The sequence below is a fragment of the Cedecea sp. NFIX57 genome (genome assembly GCF_900177785.1).
Lineage (GTDB): Bacteria > Pseudomonadota > Gammaproteobacteria > Enterobacterales > Enterobacteriaceae > Cedecea > Cedecea neteri_C.
The window spans coordinates 118,464-137,644 of record NZ_FXAS01000015.1 but is presented as its reverse complement, the minus strand read 5'-3'; the positions used below and the strand labels follow the sequence as shown (position 1 = coordinate 137,644).

The window sequence follows — 19,181 nt, the reverse complement described above, 5'->3', positions numbered from 1 at the left end:
AATACGGCAGAGAACTTAGCGCGTGAATGACAAAAGCAGTTTCACCAGAAAACCAAATTCAGAGGGGCACCGTCCGGTACGTTCAGCTTCTCGCCCTCCAGCCAGACGCAAGAAGCCTGACGGACCAAAGAAGCTGGTTATCTTCAATAAGCCCTACGATGTGCTGCCGCAGTTCACCGACGAAGCAGGGCGCAGCACGCTAAAGGATTACATTCCTTTACAAGGTATCTATGCCGCGGGGCGTCTCGACCGAGACAGCGAAGGGCTGCTGGTGCTCACCAACGACGGGGCGCTGCAGGCCAAACTGACTCAGCCGGGCAAACGCACCGGCAAAATCTATTACGTGCAGGTTGAAGGCGAGCCAACGGAGGAAGCGCTGAGCGCCCTGCGCAACGGCGTCGAGCTGAATGACGGCCCCACATTGCCTGCAGGCGCCGAGCTGGTTGCCGAGCCAGAGTGGCTGTGGCCGCGTAACCCACCAGTTCGTGAACGTAAGGCGATTCCCACCAGCTGGCTGAAGATCACGCTTTATGAAGGCCGTAACCGCCAGGTTCGCCGCATGACGGCGCACGTGGGCTACCCTACCCTGCGCCTTATCCGCTACGCCATGGGCGATTACACGCTGGAAGGTCTGGCCAACGGCGAGTGGCGCGAAGTCTCCCCGGAGCAACTGAAATGAAAAAGATACTGCTGCTGAGCTTACTTATCGGCTCCACCACCGCGGGCGCGGCAAGTTTTGACTGCGCCAAAGCCAATGCGCCAGATGAAAAAGCGATTTGTGCCCACCGGGCGCTGAATGATAAAGACGTCGAAATGGGCACCAAATATCAGTTCTTAAAAGGGCTGTTTGCCATGGGTGGCCAGGGTGCCATGCAGGATCAGCAGCAGGCCTGGCTCAAAGAGCGCCAGAGCTGCGGGTCTAACGTCACCTGCCTGACCACGCAGTACAACAAACGCATCAGCGCGCTGGATGCCATTTACGCCAAAATCGACAAACCGCTTTAACCCAGGAGAAGCGATGTTTAAGCCGCACGTTACCGTGGCCTGCGTTGTCCAGGCCGAAGGTCAGTTTTTAGTCGTCGAAGAAACCATTCACGGCAAAGTACTGTGGAACCAGCCCGCCGGGCACCTCGAAGCCGACGAAACGTTGCTTGAAGCCGCAAAGCGCGAGCTGTGGGAAGAAACGGGGATTCGCGCCGAGCCGCAAAGCTTTATCCGCATGCACCAGTGGATCGCCCCGGACAAAACACCTTTCCTGCGCTTCTTGTTTGCTATCGATCTGGATAAGAAACTGCCGACCACGCCGCACGACAGCGACATCGACCGCTGCCTGTGGCTCGATGCCGAAGCCATTATCAATGCGGCAAATCTGCGCTCGCCGCTGGTCGCCGAAAGCATTCGCTGTTATCAGCAGGAACCGCGTTATCCCCTGTCGATGCTGGGGGCTTTTAACTGGCCGTTTACAGAGGGTGTCAAGTAGCGGCCTGCGTGATAGAATACGCCGCTTTGAAGTTCAATGTCGTGAGTCTCTCCATGTCTGATAACAGCCAGAAAAAAGTGATCGTCGGGATGTCCGGCGGCGTCGATTCCTCCGTTTCCGCTTACCTGCTGATGCAGCAGGGCTATAAGGTGGAAGGCCTGTTCATGAAGAACTGGGAAGAAGACGATGGCGAGGAGTACTGCACCGCAGCGGAAGATTTAGCCGATGCGCAGGCCGTTTGCGACAAGCTGGGCATTGAACTGCACACCGTTAACTTTGCCGCAGAGTACTGGGACAACGTGTTCGAACTGTTCCTCGAAGAGTACAAAGCCGGGCGCACGCCAAACCCGGATATCCTCTGCAACAAAGAGATCAAATTTAAAGCCTTCCTGGAATTTGCCGCCGAAGATTTAGGTGCCGATTTCATTGCTACCGGCCACTACGTGCGTCGTGCCGACGTGAACGGTAAAAGCCAGCTGCTGCGCGGCCTGGACGGTAACAAAGACCAGAGCTACTTCCTCTATACACTGAGCCACGAACAAATTGCCCAAAGCCTGTTCCCGGTCGGCGAGCTGGAAAAACCAGAAGTGCGCCGCATTGCGGAAGAGCTGGATCTGGTCACCGCAAAGAAAAAAGATTCCACCGGTATCTGTTTTATCGGCGAACGCAAGTTCCGCGACTTCCTGGGCCGCTACCTGCCAGCCCAGCCGGGTAAAATTATTACCGTGGACGGCGAAACCGTCGGCGAGCACCAGGGGCTGATGTATCACACCCTCGGTCAGCGTAAAGGCCTCGGCATCGGCGGCACCAAAGAAGGATCTGAAGATCCATGGTACGTGGTTGATAAAGACGTCGCCAACAATATTCTTATCGTCGCGCAGGGTCACGATCACCCACGTCTGATGTCGGTCGGGCTGGTTGCCCAGCAGCTTCACTGGGTGGATCGCGAGCCGCTAACCGCGCCGCTGAGCTGCACGGTGAAAACCCGCTACCGCCAGACGGATATTCCCTGCACGATCACGCCGCTGGACGACGAGCGCATAGAAGTGCGTTTTGAAGAGCCGGTGGCTGCCGTCACCCCAGGCCAGTCCGCGGTGTTCTACCTCGGCGAAGTGTGCCTCGGCGGCGGCATTATCGAGCAGCGTTTGCCGCTCGTCAGTTAATTACACACAAGGACGCAGCCTGGTGGCTAAAAACTACTACGACATTACTCTCGCGCTGGCCGGCATTTGCCAGTCAGCCCGTCTGGTTCAGCAGTTGGCACATCAGGGTCATTACGACAGCGACGCGCTTCACGTCTCGCTCAACAGCGTGATTGACCAGAACCCAGGCTCAACCCTGGATGTTTTTGGCGGCAGCGAAGCTAACCTTAAGCTCGGGCTTGAAACTCTGCTTGGCGTGCTGAACGCCAGCAGTCGCCAGGGCATGAACGCCGAGCTGACGCGCTATACGCTCAGCCTGATGGTGCTGGAGCGTAAACTCCACGCCGCCAAAGGTGCGATGGATACGCTCGGCAGCAAAATTAACGGCCTGCAGCGCCAGCTGGAGCACTTCGATCTCGAGTCCGATACGCTACTTAGCGCCATGGCCGGGATCTACGTGGATGTCATCAGCCCGCTTGGCCCACGTATTCAGGTCACCGGTTCCCCTGCCGTGCTGCAAAGCCCGCAGGTGCAAAGTAAAGTACGCGCCGCATTGCTGGCCGGGATCCGTGCCGCCGTGCTGTGGCATCAGGTTGGCGGTGGCCGCCTGCAGTTAATGTTTTCTCGTCGTCGCCTGACCGATCAGGCCAAACAAATTCTTGCTCATTGTTAACCTCTCAGGAGTTGTTATGGAATTATCCTCACTGACCGCCGTTTCCCCCGTTGACGGGCGCTACGGCGACAAAGTCAGCGCTCTGCGCGCTATTTTCAGCGAATTCGGTCTGCTGAAATTCCGCGTACAGGTCGAAGTACGTTGGCTGCAAAAGCTGGCCGCGCACGCAGCGATCAAGGAAGTTCCTGCTTTTGATGCGGACGCAAACGGTTACCTTGATAAAATCGTCGCCGAATTTAGCGAGGCTGACGCCGCGCGCATCAAAACCATCGAGCGCACCACCAACCACGACGTGAAAGCGGTGGAATACTTCCTGAAAGAGAAAGTGGAAGCGATCCCTGCCCTGCACGCGGTGTCCGAATTTATTCACTTCGCCTGTACTTCCGAAGACATCAACAACCTGTCCCACGCGCTGATGCTTGACACCGCGCGTAAAGACGTGGTGCTGCCTTACTGGCGTAAAATCATCGATGCGGTGAAAGACCTGGCGGTGCAGTACCGTGACATCCCGCTGCTGTCCCGTACCCACGGCCAGCCGGCAACCCCGTCCACCATGGGGAAAGAGATGGCAAACGTCGCTTACCGTATGGAGCGCCAGTTCCGCCAGCTCGGCAACGTTGAAATCCTCGGTAAAATCAACGGCGCGGTCGGCAACTACAACGCCCACATCGCCGCTTACCCGGAAGTGGACTGGCACCAGTTCAGCGAAGAGTTCGTGACGTCTCTGGGCATTCAGTGGAACCCGTACACCACCCAGATCGAACCACACGACTACATCGCCGAACTGTTTGACTGCATCGCGCGCTTCAACACCATCCTGATCGACTTCGACCGCGATGTGTGGGGCTACATCGCCCTGAACCACTTCAAGCAGAAAACTATCGCCGGTGAAATTGGCTCCTCCACCATGCCGCACAAGGTGAACCCGATTGACTTCGAAAACTCCGAAGGCAACCTCGGCCTGTCCAACGCGGTGCTGCAGCACCTGGCAAGCAAACTGCCGGTATCCCGCTGGCAGCGTGACCTGACCGACTCCACCGTGCTGCGTAACCTGGGTGTGGGCGTGGGCTACGCGCTGATCGCCTATCAGTCCACGCTGAAGGGCGTGAGCAAGCTGGAAGTGAACCGCGACCGCCTGCTGGACGAGCTGGATCACAACTGGGAAGTGCTGGCCGAGCCGATTCAGACCGTGATGCGCCGCTACGGCATCGAAAAGCCGTATGAGAAGCTGAAAGAGCTGACCCGCGGCAAGCGCGTTGACGCCGAAGGCATGAAGCAGTTCATCGACAGCCTTGAGCTGCCGGAAGAAGAGAAAACTCGCCTGAAAGCCATGACGCCTGCCAACTATATTGGCCGCGCCATCACCATGGTTGACGAGCTGAAGTAATGAAAAGGGCCCTCTTCGGAGGGCTTTTTTTTGCCTGCAATTTGCCCCTCACCCCGGCCCTCTCCCCAGAGGGGCGAGGGGGAAAATAAGTGACAAAGTACCTTCGTGGGCCCCTCCCTCCAAAGAGGCAAAGGGAAAACAAGTGACAAAGCACCTTCGTCATCTCCCCCTATCAAAAGAGGCAAAGGGCAAACAAGTGGCACAGCACATTTTTTATCCCCTCTCCCTCTGGGAGAGGGTTAGGGTGAGGGTCTCCAGCCAGATGGGTTTGTTGACTCAGCGTTAATCTCCATAAGGGCATTGTTTATACGAGGTTTATTTCCTGTCATTAATAATTAGCGCTAAACTATCAATACTATGAATGGATTGAGGAAATACAATGCGCGTACTGGTCGTGGAAGATAATGCCCTGCTGCGTCATCACCTTAAGGTACAGCTGCGTGAAGCAGGCCATCAGGTGGATGCGGCCGAGGATGCCAAAGAGGCAGACTATTTCCTGAATGAACATACCCCGGACATCGCGATTGTTGACTTAGGCCTGCCGGACGAAGACGGCATGAGCCTGATCCGCCGCTGGCGCAGCCATGACGTAACCATTCCCATCATGGTATTAACCGCCCGTGAAGGCTGGCAGGACAAAGTTGAAGTTCTGGGCGCCGGGGCCGATGACTACGTCACCAAACCTTTCCATCTGGAAGAAGTGGTCGCCCGTATGCAGGCGCTGATGCGCCGTAACAGCGGCCTGGCTTCGCAGGTAATTTCCCTGCCGCCGTTCCAGGTCGATTTGTCCCGCCGCGAGCTGTCGATCAACGACAACCTGATCAAGCTCACCGCGTTTGAATACACCATCATGGAAACCATCATCCGCAACGCCGGGAAGGTGGTGAGCAAAGATTCGCTGATGCTGCAGCTCTACCCGGACGCCGAACTGCGCGAAAGCCACACTATTGACGTGCTGATGGGCCGTTTACGTAAAAAAATTCAGGCTGAATACCCGCAGGAAGTGATCACCACCGTGCGCGGGCAGGGCTACAGGTTCGATCTCCACTAAATGCTGAATATTTTTCGCCATATCCTGCCGCTTTCGCTGCGGGTTCGTTTCTTACTGGCTACCGCCGCGGTTGTGATGGTGCTTTCCCTGGCTTACGGCCTGGTGGCGCTGGTTGGCTACAGCGTCAGCTTCGATAAAACCACCTTCCGCCTGCTGCGCGGGGAAAGTAACCTGTTTTATACGCTCTCCAGCTGGAAGGACGGCAAGCTGCAGGTGGACTTGCCCGACAACATCAGCATCCAAAGCCCGACCATGGCACTGATTTACGACGAGCACGGCAAACTGCTGTGGATGCAGCGCAACGTCCCGGATGTAGTGCAGCAGATCCAGAAAGAGTGGCTGACCGGCAACGGCTTCCACGAGCTGGAGGCCGACTACGCGACGAGTAGCGCCCTGCTGGACAACGACAAAGACCGCCTCGCCCAGCTGAAAGACATGCACGATGACGAGAGCGACGACGGCTACGAGATGACCCACTCGGTGGCGGTCAACCTCTACCCGGCGACGGCGCGCATGCCGGCGCTGACCGTGGTCGTGGTGGACACCATTCCTATCGAGCTGAAGCGCTCGTACATGGTGTGGAGCTGGTTTATTTACGTCCTGCTGGCCAACCTGCTGCTGGTGGTGCCGCTGTTGTGGCTGGCCGCCTGGTGGAGCCTGCGCCCGATTCAGGAACTGGCGCAGGAAGTGCGCGAGCTGGAAAAACACGACCGCGACAGCCTGAACCCGGAAACGACCCGCGAGCTGACAAGCCTGGTCCGTAACCTTAACCAGTTGCTGCGCACCGAGCGCGATCGGCACGACAAATACCGCACCACGCTGACGGACTTAACCCACAGCCTGAAAACCCCGCTCGCCGTGCTGCAGTCGACCCTGCGGTCGCTGCGCACCGACAAGATGAACGTCGAGCAGGCCGAACCGGTGATGCTGGAGCAGATCAGCCGCATCTCGCAGCAGATTGGCTACTACCTGCATCGCGCCAGCATGCGCGGCAACAGCGCCCTGCTCAGCCGGGAGCTGCATTCCGTTGCCCCTCTGCTGGACAACCTCTGTTCAGCGCTGAACAAGGTTTACCAGCGCAAAGGGGTGAACATCACGCTGGACGTTTCGCCGGAAATCACCTTTATCGGCGAGCAAAATGACTTCATGGAAGTAATGGGCAACCTGCTGGATAACGCCTGTAAATACTGCCTCGAGTTTGTGGAAGTGACCGCCCGTCAGACCGACGACGCGCTGCACCTGATCGTGGAAGACGATGGCCCCGGTATTCCGGAGAGCAAACGAGCGATGGTCTTCGATCGTGGCCAGCGAGCCGATACGCTGCGCCCGGGCCAGGGCGTGGGGCTATCGGTTGCCCGCGAAATTGTCGAGCAGTACAACGGCGAGATCCAAACCAGTGCCAGTATTCTGGGCGGCGCGCGCATGGAGGTGATTTTTGCCCGCCAGCAGCCGGAACAGAATGAGGGGTGAAATAGTCCCGTAACCCGGCTCGCCATCCGTTATAATCCGTGTCAGGCTCCTCCATCTGCAGGAAGACAATAATATGGATTATCACCTGGATTTAAACTGGCCCGACTTTATCGAACGCTACTGGCAAAAACGCCCTGTGGTACTGAAGCGCGGCTTTAAAAACTTCATCGACCCTATTTCGCCGGATGAGCTGGCCGGCCTGGCCATGGAAAGCGAGGTAGACAGCCGCCTCGTGAGCCACCAGGGAGGCAAATGGCAGGTCAGCCACGGCCCGTTCCAGAGCTACGATCACCTCGGCGAAAACAACTGGTCGCTGCTGGTGCAGGCCGTGAACAACTGGCATGAACCTTCCAGCGCCCTGATGCGCCCCTTCCGCGCCCTGCCCGACTGGCGCATTGACGACCTGATGATCTCCTTTTCTGTGCCAGGCGGCGGCGTTGGCCCGCACCTGGACCAGTATGACGTGTTTATTATTCAGGGCGTGGGCCGCCGCCGCTGGCGCGTGGGCGAAAAAGTCGCCATGAAACAGCACTGTCCGCACCCGGACCTGCTCCAGGTTGAGCCATTCGACGCCATCATCGACGAAGAGATGGAGCCGGGCGACATTCTGTATATTCCGCCAGGCTTCCCGCACGAAGGCTACTCGCTGGAAAACGCGCTGAACTATTCCGTCGGCTTCCGTGCCCCAAGTGGCCGCGAGCTGATCAGCGGCTTTGCCGATTACGTGCTGCAGCGCGAACTGGGCGGGTTACGCTATACCGACCCGGAGGTGCCTGAGCGCCAGCACCCGGCGGATATTCTGCCGCAGGAAATCGACAAGCTGCGCGAGATGATGCTGGACATCGTTAACCAGCCGGAAACCTTCCACAGCTGGTTTGGCGAGTTTATTACACAGTCCCGCCACGAACTGGACGTTGCACCGCCAGAGCCGCCTTATCAGCCGGATGAGATCTACGACGCGCTGCAGCAGGGCGACAAGCTGGTGCGCCTGGGCGGACTGCGCGTACTGCGCGTGGCCGGAGAGGTGTACGTGAACGGCGAGAAGCTCGACAGCCCGCACCGCCCGGCGGTGGAAGCGCTGGCCAGCCACATCAAGCTGGACGCTGAGAAGTTTGGCGATGCGCTGGAAGATCCTTCTTTCCTCGCCACATTAGCCGCGCTGGTGAACAGCGGCTACTGGTTCTTCGAAGACTAAAGCCCTGCCCCGCCTTCGCCGTTTTATCGCGGTGAAGGCGGGATATTCCTGCCTACAGTGTGTTTCTCACGCCGCATCCAGCCGCCAGCCCTGTAATAGCTGCACATTCACGCTCTGCCGAACCGCCAGTGGCGCAGAATGAAATGCGCTCAACGCCTGCCCGTCCTGTAAACGTAGCTCCAGCAGATAGCGTTCTCCCTGATAAATACAGCTTTCGACGCTGGCGACCGGCCCGCTACCTGCAATCTGTACATGCTCCGGGCGAACCAGAACCGGCACGGTTTTATCGCGCCCCGGTTGATCCAGGCCACCGTGCAATGCTGCGAGATCCAGACTTTGCAAGCCCGGCGATACGGCGAGGGAAAGTACGCTGCCCTGGCCGATAAACCCGGCTACCCAGCTATTCTGCGGCTGCTGATAAAGCTGCTGCGGCGTCCCCCACTGCATCAGCTCGCCCTGGTGCATCACCGCGATATGGCTGGCGAGCGCCATCGCCTCCGCCTGGTCGTGCGTGACGTAGACAAACGTCGCCCCCGTGCGGCGGTGAAACTCACGAAAAGTCTGCTCCATGGTGGCGCGAAGATGGCGGTCGAGGTTCGCCAGCGGCTCATCAAGCAAAACCACGCGCGGCTCCGAGACCAGGCAGCGTGCCAGCGCCACCCGCTGCCGTTGCCCGCCGCTGAGTTCCTGAGGTGAGCGCCCGAAATAGGCCCCAAGCTCTACAACTTCCAGCGCCTCCATCACCCGTTTATGCCGCGCAGCGCCATTTATCTGGCGCAGCTTCAGCGGGTAGCCGACGTTTTCCCCCACGGTCATGTGCGGCCACAGGGCGTAGGACTGAAACACCATGCCCATGTCGCGCTGTTCCGGCGGAACGTGTGTGCCGCTGTCGGCCAGCAGCTTATCACCCAGCCACAGGCGACCACCGCTCAGCGACTCCAGCCCGGCCACAATCCGCAGCGTGGTGGTTTTGCCACAGCCGCTCGGGCCCAGCAGGGCGGTAAACGCCCCGGACGGGATCGTCAAGCTGAGATCCTTCACCACGGCCTGTTCGCCAAAGAATTTGCTGAGCTTGTCCAGCCTTAGCTCTGCCATGGAATCACTCCTTTCGGTAAATAACGACCCAGCGCGCCGAGCAACAGCATCACCACAGCAACCAGCCCCACCACCAGCACGGAAATCGCCGAGGCCATTACCTTGTCGCCGCTTTCGTCGAGGTTAAACACCACCACACCGAGGGTTTCTTTCCCGGCGCTCCACAGCAACGCGGAGACAGTCAGCTCGTTCACCGCCGTGAGAAACACCAGCAGCGCACCGGCAAAAGCCGCCGGAGCCAGCAGCGGCAGCACGATATGGCGTAATCGCTGGGAGGCGTCCGCACCCGCCAGGCTCGCGGCCTCCTCCATCGCCGGATCCAGCTGCAGCATGCTGGTGTGAACCGGCTTCAGGCAGACGGTAAGAAAACGGGCCAGGTAGGCGAAGAAGATAATCGTCAGCGTGCCGCTCAGACTGACGTTCAGCAGCGGAAGCGGGCGTGCAAACAGCAGAATGCAGGCGATGGCCAGCACCACACCGGGCAACGTGTAGGGAATGTCTATCAGGCTGTGCAGCCAGCGCAAAGGCCGACTGGGGCGACGCACCAGCAGCCAGGCCAGCGGCAGGCTCAGCGCCATCAGCAGCGCGGCGGCACTGACGGAGAGCACCAGGCTGTTGGTCAGCGCCCGCCAGGTGGCGCTTTGCTCATCAAAAATGCCAGTCCACGCGGCAAACGTCAGCGTGTCGCCGTTGAGCGGTACGCCCAGGGTTGGCACCAGCGAGGTGGCGATCAGCGCCAGCAGCGGAGCCACCAGCATCCCGCCCAGCACGAGCGCGAGCAGGATCTCCACCGCCAGCCGCCCTTTCCCGGCTGCGATACTTGCCACCCGCCCGGCCATGCCGATCAACGGCAAAGCGTAACGCCGCTGCATGATGCCCTGTAGCGTGACAATGGCGACGGCCAGCACGCCCATCAGCACCGAGAGCGAGGCCACCTCGTTCAGCATCGACGGGCCAAAGCTGGAAAGCGTCTGGTAGATGTAAACGGGCAACACGAAATAGGAGATGGGGATGCCAAGCATCGCCGGGATGCCGAAGTTGCCGAGAGCGGAAACAAAGGCCAGCGCCACCCCGGCCCACAGCGCGGGTCGGCACAGCGGCAGAATAATATCGATGAAAACGCGCCCCAGTGAAGCGCCGTTCAGCCTCGCCGCCTCAATCTGCTCCTGCGGCAGACTCTGCAACTGCGTGCGAAGGGTCAGGAACACCAGCGGCGCGTGCTGGATGCCGAGCAGGAAGGCGATCCCCTCTGCCGAATAAAGCGGATTGGGGCTACCAAACACCGGCGCCAGGCCGAGACTGTTGAGCAGCACGCTGCCGGGGCCGAACAGCTGCAGCCAGCTCAGGGCCGTGACCTGCGGCGGGATCATCATCGGCAGCATGAAGAGAAACGCCCAGGCCTGGCGGCCCCGGATGTTCATCAGGCCGAGACAAAAGGCAAACAGGCTGCCCAGCAGGAGGGAAAGCAGCGCCCCCAGGCCGCTGGTATACACACTGTTCCATAGTGCGACCCAGGTGTTTGGGTTGCTAAGCACACGGCCCAGGCTGCTTTGGCCGCCCAGCCGCCAGTCCACCAACGCAGAGATCAGCAACTGCAGGCTGGGAAGCAGGCTTAATAACGCAATGACGACGATGAGCAGGCGCAGCAACCCTTTCATCAGGCTGCCGTCGTCGGGGCGGGACAATGCCGGGCTGATCATCAATCAGCGGCTACCGAACAGGTCGGCAAACCGCTTTTTGTTCGCGTCGGTGTCCGCCAGCGCTTTGGCGGCATCAAACGGCATGATTTTGATGCTGTCGCGCGGCGGGAAGCCCTGCGGTACCGGCAGGCTGGCATCGGCAGGCAGGTAGCCCTGTTTCAGCACCAGCTCCTGCCCCGCTTTGGAGAGCACGAAGTCGATAAACGCTTTTGCCGCGTCGGGATTTTTAGCACCCTTCATCATCGCCACCGGCTCGGTGACAATGCTCACGCCCTCGGTCGGGAAGGCAAACTCAATCGGCGCACCTTTGGCTTTCTCACGGATCGCCATGTAATCGACCAGCACGCCGTAGGCTTTGCTGCCGGAGGCAATGGCGTTCATCACCGCGCCGTTGCCGCTCTGCGGCATCGCCCCGTTGGCCTTCAGTTTTTCGTAGTAATCCCAGCCCAGCGTCGGCGCACCCATGATCGCGGCCTGGTGGATCTGCGCCGCACCGGAGTAAAGCGGACTTGGCAGCGTCGTCATGTTCTTCAGCTCGGGTTTGAGCAAATCGAGCCAGGAAGTGGGCTTGACCGGGGCTTTGCTGTGGTACGCAATGCCGGTGGTAATCAGTTTGGTGCCGTAGTAATAGCCATCTTTGTCATAGAGCTGGGCATCGAAGCGAGCCGCTTCCGGCGATTTGTAGGCCGCCAGCAGGTTTTGCTGCTTAAGGGATTCCATGGTCACGCTGTCGGCAATCAGCAGCACGTCCGGTACCGCGCCCCCGGCGGCCATTTCCGCCTGTAAACGGGCGGTCAGCTTGCTGGTGCCGTCGCGGATCCATTTTACTTCAATGTCCGGGTTCGCTTTTTCGAAGGCGCTGACGGTGGTCTGCGCATCTTCATTGGGCTGGCTGGTGTAGAGCGTTAAGGTGGATTCTGCCAGGGCAGAAGCACTCATTGCCGCCAGCAGCATCGTCAACAACACATGTTTTTTCATCATTTTATGTCCCTTTTTTCCGTTGCGACGATTAAACCAGCCGAATCTGACAAGAGTATGACCGGAAGCTGGCGAGCAGATCTTTCAGACTAGCAGGATAAGTAACCCCTCTGGCCCGCCGATGATAAAAAATGGCAATCTGATCGTCGCCTGCCCATACTTGGGAAACGTTAATAGGGACATTGAGCGTAATCCCATGAGCAAATCTCTGCATACTTTCTTCCTCTCCTGCCTGTTATTTGTCGGCCTGTTTCTGACGGCTCAAAGCAGCCTGGCGGCCCCGACCGAAGACCAGGAGCCCAGCCTGAAAGAAATTGCCGGGCAGCTGAAACAATACAAAACGCAGATAGACAACATTAAGCAGCAGGTTTCGCAGACCAACACCGACAGCCGGCTGATCAAGCTGTTCGACACCACGCAAAAGCTGGGGGTGGAGGTGGATAGCCTGGCCGCGCTGCTGCAGCCGATGCACGACAAAGTGCAGGCTCAGCTACAGGTGCTGGGGCCTGCCCCGGAATCTGGCGCAGGGAATGAAACCACCAGCGTGTCCCGGCAGCGCAACACGCTGAACAGCGACAAAAAGCAGATTGATGAGGCCATCAGCACCTCGCAAAGCCTGCAAACCAACATCCGCGCGCTGGGCATCCAGATTAACGATCTCCGCCGCACCTATTTTAAATCCCAGCTGGCGTCGAATAGCGGGAGCATGTTGAGTGCCACCTTCTGGCTCCAGGAAGCCGACACCCAGGCCGTGGATATCCAGCGCTTCAATGCCTTTGGCAATCAGCTGCTGGAAACCTGGCAGGCGGCCTGGGAACCCGAGTGGTTCTGGGGCACCTTCTGGCTGTTCGTGGCCGCGGCCGCGATTGCGTTTTCCGGCTGCTTTCTGATTGAGCGCCTGCTGGTCTGGATCAACATCACCTGGTTGCCGGATGGACGCCTGCGCCGCAGCTTCAACACGCTGGCCAGCACGTTAGTGACCATGTTTACCATTGTGCTAGCGCTTTCGATTGTGAAAAGTGCCTTTTCACGGGTGGCGGCGTTCTCTCCCCAGGTGAGCGATTTTGTCGACGGCTTCGTCCAACTGGCCGTGTTCTGCTCATTGATTTATGGCGCTGGCCGCGCGTTCCTGTCCCTGAACCGCCCTTCATGGCGGCTGGTGCAGCTTGATGACAGCGTGGCAGAAAGCGTGCGTTACTTCCCACCGCTGCTGGCGATTCTGGGCCTGCTCATTGGCTGCCTCGACCTGATTAATAATACGATTGGCGCCAGCCTCGGCACCACGATCCGCGCCAACGGGCTGATTTCTGCCGTCATGGCCAGCGTGCTGCTGGCCATGATGCTGCGCGTTCAGCACGCCCACCGGCGGCTGGAAAGAAATGGCGAACCCGCCGAGAAGCGCTCCCGACTCGACGCCTTAGTCTGCCTGCTGGTCATGCTCGCTTCTCTGGCGATTCTGGCTTCGCTGCTGGTGGGCTACATCGCGTTCGCCCGCTACCTGACTTACCAGGTCATCTGGTTCGGCATGGTGCTGGTGGCGTTTTTTTATCTGGTGACCTTCGCCACCGACTTTTTCGCCGCTGTGTTTTCACCACACACCACCACCGGCCAGGCGATGAAAAAGTCGCTGCGGTTTAAAGACCGGCACCTTGAACAGCTGGCCGTGGTGTTTACCGCCTTCACCAAATGCGCGCTGATACTCATGACCATCATCGCGCTGTTTAACGGCACCTTCGGCACCACCACGCCGAGCTTGCTTATCAGCAAGCTGGTGGCGATTTTAAGCGGCGACGGGCTGAAGCAACTGCACATCGTGCCCGGCAACTTGCTGAACGCCGTGCTTTGCCTGGTGATTGGCCTGTACATTCTGCGTGTGACCCAGCGCTGGCTCAGCCAGGAGCTGCTGCCCAAAACCATTACCGATATCGGCATTCGCGCGTCGCTGATTACGCTGTTTACCAACGTCGGCTACGTGCTGCTGATCCTCATCACCCTGGCCGCGCTGGGTATTCAGTGGAACAACCTGGCCTGGATTGTCAGCGCCCTGTCGGTGGGGATCGGCTTTGGCCTGCAGGAGATTGTGAAGAACTTTATCTCCGGCCTGATCCTGCTGACCGAACGCCCGGTCAAGGTCGGCGATATGATCGGCATCGGCGGCATTGAGGGCGACGTGCGGCGAATCAACGTGCGCGCCACGGAGATCCAACTCAGCGATCGCTCGACGATGATCGTTCCCAATTCGCAGCTGATTTCCCAGAACGTACGCAACGCCACAATGGGCAACGCGCAAGGGGTGGTCACCATCGCCCTGACTTTCCCGACCAATATTGACCCGGAGCTGGTGCGCGATTTGCTGCTCAGCGCCTACCAGGATTATGAGGTGATCCTGCCGACGCCTGCGCCGTATGTGCGCTTCAGCCAACTGGGGCCGGAAGGCATTATCCTGAGCGTGACCGGCTACGTCGCCAGCCCGCGGATGGTCGGCTCCAGCAAAAGCGAACTGCTGTTCAATATCCTCAAGCTGTTGCGCAAAAATGAGGTGAATCTGTCCAGCCCGCAGGAAGTTGTTTTTATGAAGCAGCGGGCGAAAGCTTTGGACGATGACGATGAGTTTTCGTCTTAGGTTGAGGCGGGTTTTCGGGCTACTTGCCTGAGCCTCAGGTGCCCTGCCCGCCTTCGCCGTGCTTTGTCACAGCGAAGGCGGGACGCCGTTTATTTAGTGCAGACCCTGCACCAGTTCTCCGCTCATCCACGCCAGCCCTTTCTTCGTGCGCACGAAGCGCGGCGCGGTTAAATTCTCTTCCAGCAGGCTGAACAGTTGGCTGAGAAGATCCGTCATCTGCACCTGTTGAGCCTGCCCAAGCTGCCGGCCTAACAGCACCTGGGTTACGGCGCAGCAATATTCGCAGAGTACATCTGAATCGGCCTCCGACACGGTGCAGGGCGCCGCCTCTTGCCCCTCTTCCACCGTTAACCGCTCAATGAGGTGCGGCGGCAGCTGATGCGTTAAGACCACTCTCAGTACGTTAAACCCCGCCTGCAAACGCCCCACCAGCGCAATATATTCAGCGTGGCTATGTCTTTCGACTAATTCATCCATCCAGCAGTTGCAAATATGCAGCACATGAAATAAATCGTCCTTTGCGCCTAGCGGCATTTTTAATAATGCTGCGATGTCCATAGCAATAATCGTTTGATCCTTCGTCATTTCCGTGTACGCGAATGTGTTACTATCGGCGTTAGCCATAATGTGACTCCTTTTCAGTTACGTTGTGGTTAGCCCTCGTCTGGTGTTGGCGCACCTTTCGGGGGCGAATTCTTTTCTTTGGTTACCTTTGATTACTTTATGGGCAATATAATCTGTTTTTTATACTGGATAAGTCAACAGTGGTTTGGTTTAAAATTATTGGAAACCTAAAAAACTCGAGGAGGATCGCGGAAATGTGATAATTGGGGGGTTGGGTTGCATTGGTTGATTTTTTTGTAACTTACAATTAGTGTTTATTAAAAAATAAATTAAATCATTTTGATTCCGAAAATAACCATCATATTATTAGAGGTGGTTTAGTAACTGAAAAATCACCAATGATCTAGCTCTGATTTAATCTCATATATTTCTTTGAGGCATCACTTTTGTAATAAGTATCTAAGTTGCCATGATTGGAATATATTTTATTGTTCATTTGTTTTTCTGACGTAGTCTGAGAAGTCATTAGACTTAATAGTTTTGAAATGAGTCCCGTATCTAAAACATCCCTATTACACCCATAGGGGATAGAATTTATATGAAAAATTTTGAGAGGGTAAAGAACCCTCTCAAAAAAAATTAGCTATTACAGTAAATAATTGGAACTACATTTGCCTCTTTAACAGCATGAGAAAAGGAAGACAATATCCATAGCAATTGAATTATGTGAGGCTTGACCGGTTTTTTCTTCCGTAAATTAGAAAACTCTCGCTCTATCTCTTTTTTGGATAAAAATGAACAACTAAGAATACATTTTCTATGCAATTTTACATCTTTAAAAAGATCGTCAAGATATTTTTTACCTTCTTAGGATCACCTTTCCTTATTTTTTTATTTTTGTCGAAACTGATTTTTTATTATACACTCCAATATAATTCTTTCTAAGTTTGCTTCTTATTTTATCAGTAAAATCGCTAGTATTGAAATACATATATCCGAGATTTTTTATACCTTGACCAACAACATCATGAAGTTTACTTGCCGATGTACTTTTGTCACCATGTTTAGAATGAATAAAACAAATACATGATTCTGATTTGTTAAATGTTATGTGGTCAGCCCACTCATTCCCCAAATCATCACAAAATATATAATCATCACCACTATGAATATTTTCCACAACATCAAACATCGAACCATTAGAGAACTGGGTCATCCCTCCCAAAAGTATACCTTTTTCACTTGAGACATTTTGTATGTTAGCTTTAGGGACGAGCATCTCTAATATATTATTGATTTCCGATATTCCGGAAGAGTTCTCGAAACAATTCCCCATAAAGTACATATAGCGAGGATCAGCAAATGTAATACTATACAAACCATTTTTAAATATGAAACTTTGCAACGTTATATCTTTAGCATTGTATGAAACTTTTATTTTTTTAAGAATAGTAGAGTCAATCGTTAGTGTTTTGTTATTTATTCTAATTTTAGCCTTACCTAATGGAGCTGAAATAGTTAAATCAGGTTTAATTTCATAAACTCTCTCTAGTTTACGAAGTAACCTATTCACTTGTTTTCCATTTAAAATCCCCTCAGTTCCATCTGGCAGTTTATATTTTAATTTAGCATCTTCCGATTGTAATTTCTCATATAATGAGGTACTTTCAATCAAGAAGGCATTTGGCACCGTACAACTTAAAACCTCACTTAACTCCTTTTGTTTTGCGAAATAATCAAGAAAATCTTTAACTCCCCCACCTTGCCTTATCAGGCAAAGTTGATTATATGACCATGTTGCAATCTCATCGAAATTAACTCCTTGTGAAGCCTCAACTAATCGTCCAGAACCAGATATTGTCTTAATTATTGCACCTTGCCTAAGTTTTAAGTAGTAAGGTATTGACCTGCCAGCAGCATGAGTAGAGAAAGAGCCGTTAAGATCTGCTGATTCTGCAGATCTATTTCTGATTGCCTTGTCTGAATTCGTTATTGTTCTTGTTGATATTTTTTGAAACAAAACATCAGAGTCATTGAAGGTTTCCGCTAATAAATTACTTGAGACTAAATTAAAATTCCTTTCAATATTGTCAGAAATATTAGCACAGCTTTTTTTATTATTGCCAGACTCTTATCAAACTCAAAAATTAATATAAAAGCATAAATCTTATCCTGATAGTTATCTCCATCTTCTATATCTCCAATAAAATACACTGGCTTTAGTGTTGGAAAGACTCTCAATGAATATTTATACGGAACATCGTTTTCTATTAATCTTCTATCGACTCTAAACTCATTTAATAAATAATTACCATCAGGTTCGATATTTTCATCTGAAGCATTCAGAATGTTATTTATTTCAACATCTGTAATTATTCTATTTAAATTTCCCTCTGGTATATTCAAATTATAGAATTGAATATTTTTGGTAAACTCTAATCTATCAATCATCATAAGTCCTTTATATAAAACCATGTTTCTCCACACTAATAAAAAAGGGGCCAAAAGCCCCTACCAAAATTAGTGTTTTTTTTTTACTGGCTCATCCCGCCTTCGCCGTCAGCTCAGCAATCCGCACAATCACCGCCACGGCTTTCTCCATCCCTTCCAGGGTCACGAACTCGTGCTTGCCGTGGTAGTTATAGCCGCCGGTGAACAGGTTCGGGCATGGTAAACCTTTAAAGGAAAGCTGGGCGCCGTCGGTGCCGCCGCGGATCGGCTTCATGATGGGTTCGATGTCGCAGTCGCGCATCGCCTGCTGGGCCACCTCGACAATATAAGGATGCTCGGCCACCTTCTCGCGCATGTTGTAATAGCTGTCTTCGATGACCAGCTCGATATAGCAGTCCGGGTGCAGGCCTTTGCCGACTTTCTTGGCGATCTCCATCATCCGGCGCTTGCGGGCTTCAAACTGCTCGCGGTCGAAGTCGCGGATGATGTAATGCATCTCGGCGCGGTCGACGGAGCCTTTCATGGTGTTCAGATGGTAGAAGCCTTCGTAGCCTTCAGTGCATTCCGGACTTTCGTCCGCCGGGACTTCGGCGTGGATGCGCGCCGCCAGCGACAGGGCGTTCACCATCACGCCTTTGGCGGTGCCGGGGTGCACGTTGTTGCCGACGATTTTGATGGTCACGGACGCGGCGTTAAAGTTCTCGCTTTCCAGCTCCCCCACGCCGCCGCCGTCCACTGTATAAGCCCATTCGGCGTTAAAGGCGTCGACGTCGAAGAAGTGCGCGCCCTTCCCGACTTCCTCGTCCGGGGTGAAGGCCACGCGGATGTCGCCGTGCGGCACGTTTTTGCCTTTTAATACCGCCAGCGCGGTCATGATTTCCGCCACGCCCGCTTTGTCGTCCGCGCCCAGCAGGGTTTTGCCGTCGGTGGTGATCAGCGTCTGGCCCATCAGCTGGTGCAGCACCGGGAACATCACCGGGGAAAGGATCTCATCGCCAATGCCGAGCGCGATGTCGCCGCCGCGGTAGTTCTCGACGATCTGCGGGTTCACGTTTTTGCCGGTGAAGTCCGGCGCGGTGTCAACGTGGGAGATAAAACCAATCGCCGGGACAGCGTGCCCGACGTTCGACGGCAGCGTGCCCATCACCGTGCCGTGGTCGCTGAGCGTGACGTCCACCAGCCCCAACTGCTCCAACTGCTCTTTTAACAGGCGCAGGAGCTTCCATTGCCCTTCGGTGCTCGGCACCTGCTTAACGCCGGGCTTGGATTGTGTATCCAGAGAGACATACTGCAAAAAGCGCTCAAGTAATTTATCCATTTAGCCACCCTCGTTTTTAGTGACATCAATTATCAATAAGCCGCATCGGGCAAA

General features: G+C 55.3%; 17 protein-coding genes. 10 read left to right on the top strand and 7 right to left on the bottom strand.

The genetic code is table 11. The features are described from left to right. The first annotated feature begins 22 nt into the window (after positions 1–22). The 9 genes from rluE to B9Y90_RS14845 all read left to right on the top strand — a co-directional run bounded on the left by rluE (position 23) and on the right by B9Y90_RS14845 (position 8,398). Entirely contained in the window at positions 23–679 is a 657-nt protein-coding gene (gene rluE, locus B9Y90_RS14885) for a 23S rRNA pseudouridine(2457) synthase RluE (RefSeq protein ID WP_085541676.1), read from the top strand. Next, positions 676–1,005, top strand: a complete 330-nt coding sequence (locus B9Y90_RS14880; RefSeq protein WP_085541675.1) for a lysozyme inhibitor LprI family protein — start codon at positions 676–678, stop codon at positions 1,003–1,005. Before rluE ends, B9Y90_RS14880 begins: the two co-directional genes overlap by 4 nt. Positions 1,006–1,018: 13 nt before the next feature. Next, complete coding sequence (locus tag B9Y90_RS14875) at positions 1,019–1,480, top strand: NUDIX hydrolase (RefSeq protein ID WP_085541674.1); 462 nt, start codon at positions 1,019–1,021, stop codon at positions 1,478–1,480. Positions 1,481–1,533: 53 nt separating this feature from the next. Next, positions 1,534–2,643 (top strand): tRNA 2-thiouridine(34) synthase MnmA, encoded by a 1,110-nt coding sequence (mnmA, locus tag B9Y90_RS14870; protein ID WP_085541673.1) that lies wholly within the window; start codon positions 1,534–1,536, stop codon positions 2,641–2,643. A 22-nt stretch (positions 2,644–2,665) separates the two neighbouring features. Beyond that, on the top strand, positions 2,666–3,295 hold the full coding sequence (hflD, locus tag B9Y90_RS14865) for a high frequency lysogenization protein HflD (RefSeq protein ID WP_085541672.1): 630 nt from the start codon (positions 2,666–2,668) through the stop codon (positions 3,293–3,295). A 16-nt stretch (positions 3,296–3,311) separates the two neighbouring features. Beyond that, positions 3,312–4,682 (top strand): adenylosuccinate lyase, encoded by a 1,371-nt coding sequence (purB, locus tag B9Y90_RS14860; RefSeq protein ID WP_085541671.1) that lies wholly within the window; start codon positions 3,312–3,314, stop codon positions 4,680–4,682. 379 nt (positions 4,683–5,061) lie between these two features. Further along, positions 5,062–5,733, top strand: a complete 672-nt coding sequence (phoP, locus tag B9Y90_RS14855; protein WP_008453365.1) for a two-component system response regulator PhoP — start codon at positions 5,062–5,064, stop codon at positions 5,731–5,733. Further along, positions 5,734–7,203 carry a two-component system sensor histidine kinase PhoQ gene (gene phoQ, locus B9Y90_RS14850; RefSeq protein ID WP_039292058.1) on the top strand — a complete coding sequence of 490 codons (1,470 nt, stop codon included), beginning with the start codon at positions 5,734–5,736 and terminating at the stop codon, positions 7,201–7,203. It abuts the gene before it with no gap. A 73-nt stretch (positions 7,204–7,276) separates the two neighbouring features. After that, positions 7,277–8,398: a ribosomal protein uL16 3-hydroxylase gene (locus tag B9Y90_RS14845; protein ID WP_085541670.1), complete on the top strand. Its 1,122-nt coding sequence runs from the start codon at positions 7,277–7,279 to the stop codon at positions 8,396–8,398. Between the two features lie 66 nt (positions 8,399–8,464). Here the strand turns inward: B9Y90_RS14845 and B9Y90_RS14840 are convergent, their stop codons facing one another. Genes B9Y90_RS14840 through B9Y90_RS14830 form a run of 3 tightly spaced genes read right to left on the bottom strand, consistent with a single transcriptional unit; the run spans position 8,465 to position 12,174 of the window. Then, positions 8,465–9,493, bottom strand: coding sequence for an ABC transporter ATP-binding protein (locus B9Y90_RS14840; RefSeq protein ID WP_085541669.1), 1,029 nt, complete (start codon positions 9,491–9,493; stop codon positions 8,465–8,467). Beyond that, entirely contained in the window at positions 9,481–11,193 is a 1,713-nt protein-coding gene (locus tag B9Y90_RS14835) for an ABC transporter permease (RefSeq protein WP_085541668.1), read from the bottom strand. Before B9Y90_RS14835 ends, B9Y90_RS14840 begins: the two co-directional genes overlap by 13 nt. Before the next feature lie 3 nt (positions 11,194–11,196). Further along, a complete protein-coding gene (locus tag B9Y90_RS14830) occupies positions 11,197–12,174 on the bottom strand; it encodes an ABC transporter substrate-binding protein (protein WP_176227870.1) in 978 nt (325 codons plus the stop codon). A 193-nt stretch (positions 12,175–12,367) separates the two neighbouring features. Here B9Y90_RS14830 and B9Y90_RS14825 point away from each other — a divergent pair, with 193 nt between their 5' ends. Next, on the top strand, positions 12,368–14,794 hold the full coding sequence (locus B9Y90_RS14825; RefSeq protein WP_085541688.1) for a DUF3772 domain-containing protein: 2,427 nt from the start codon (positions 12,368–12,370) through the stop codon (positions 14,792–14,794). A gap of 93 nt (positions 14,795–14,887) precedes the next feature. Here the strand turns inward: B9Y90_RS14825 and B9Y90_RS14820 are convergent, their stop codons facing one another. The 4 genes from B9Y90_RS14820 to pepT all read right to left on the bottom strand — a co-directional run bounded on the left by B9Y90_RS14820 (position 14,888) and on the right by pepT (position 19,127). After that, complete coding sequence (locus tag B9Y90_RS14820) at positions 14,888–15,418, bottom strand: hypothetical protein (protein ID WP_085541667.1); 531 nt, start codon at positions 15,416–15,418, stop codon at positions 14,888–14,890. Between the two features lie 823 nt (positions 15,419–16,241). Continuing rightward, entirely contained in the window at positions 16,242–17,378 is a 1,137-nt protein-coding gene (locus B9Y90_RS27330) for a hypothetical protein (RefSeq protein WP_254902701.1), read from the bottom strand. A 44-nt stretch (positions 17,379–17,422) separates the two neighbouring features. Beyond that, positions 17,423–17,833 carry a hypothetical protein gene (locus B9Y90_RS27325; RefSeq protein ID WP_254902700.1) on the bottom strand — a complete coding sequence of 137 codons (411 nt, stop codon included), beginning with the start codon at positions 17,831–17,833 and terminating at the stop codon, positions 17,423–17,425. Between the two features lie 67 nt (positions 17,834–17,900). Next, positions 17,901–19,127: a peptidase T gene (pepT, locus tag B9Y90_RS14810; RefSeq protein WP_085541666.1), complete on the bottom strand. Its 1,227-nt coding sequence runs from the start codon at positions 19,125–19,127 to the stop codon at positions 17,901–17,903. Between the last annotated feature and the right edge of the window lie 54 nt (positions 19,128–19,181).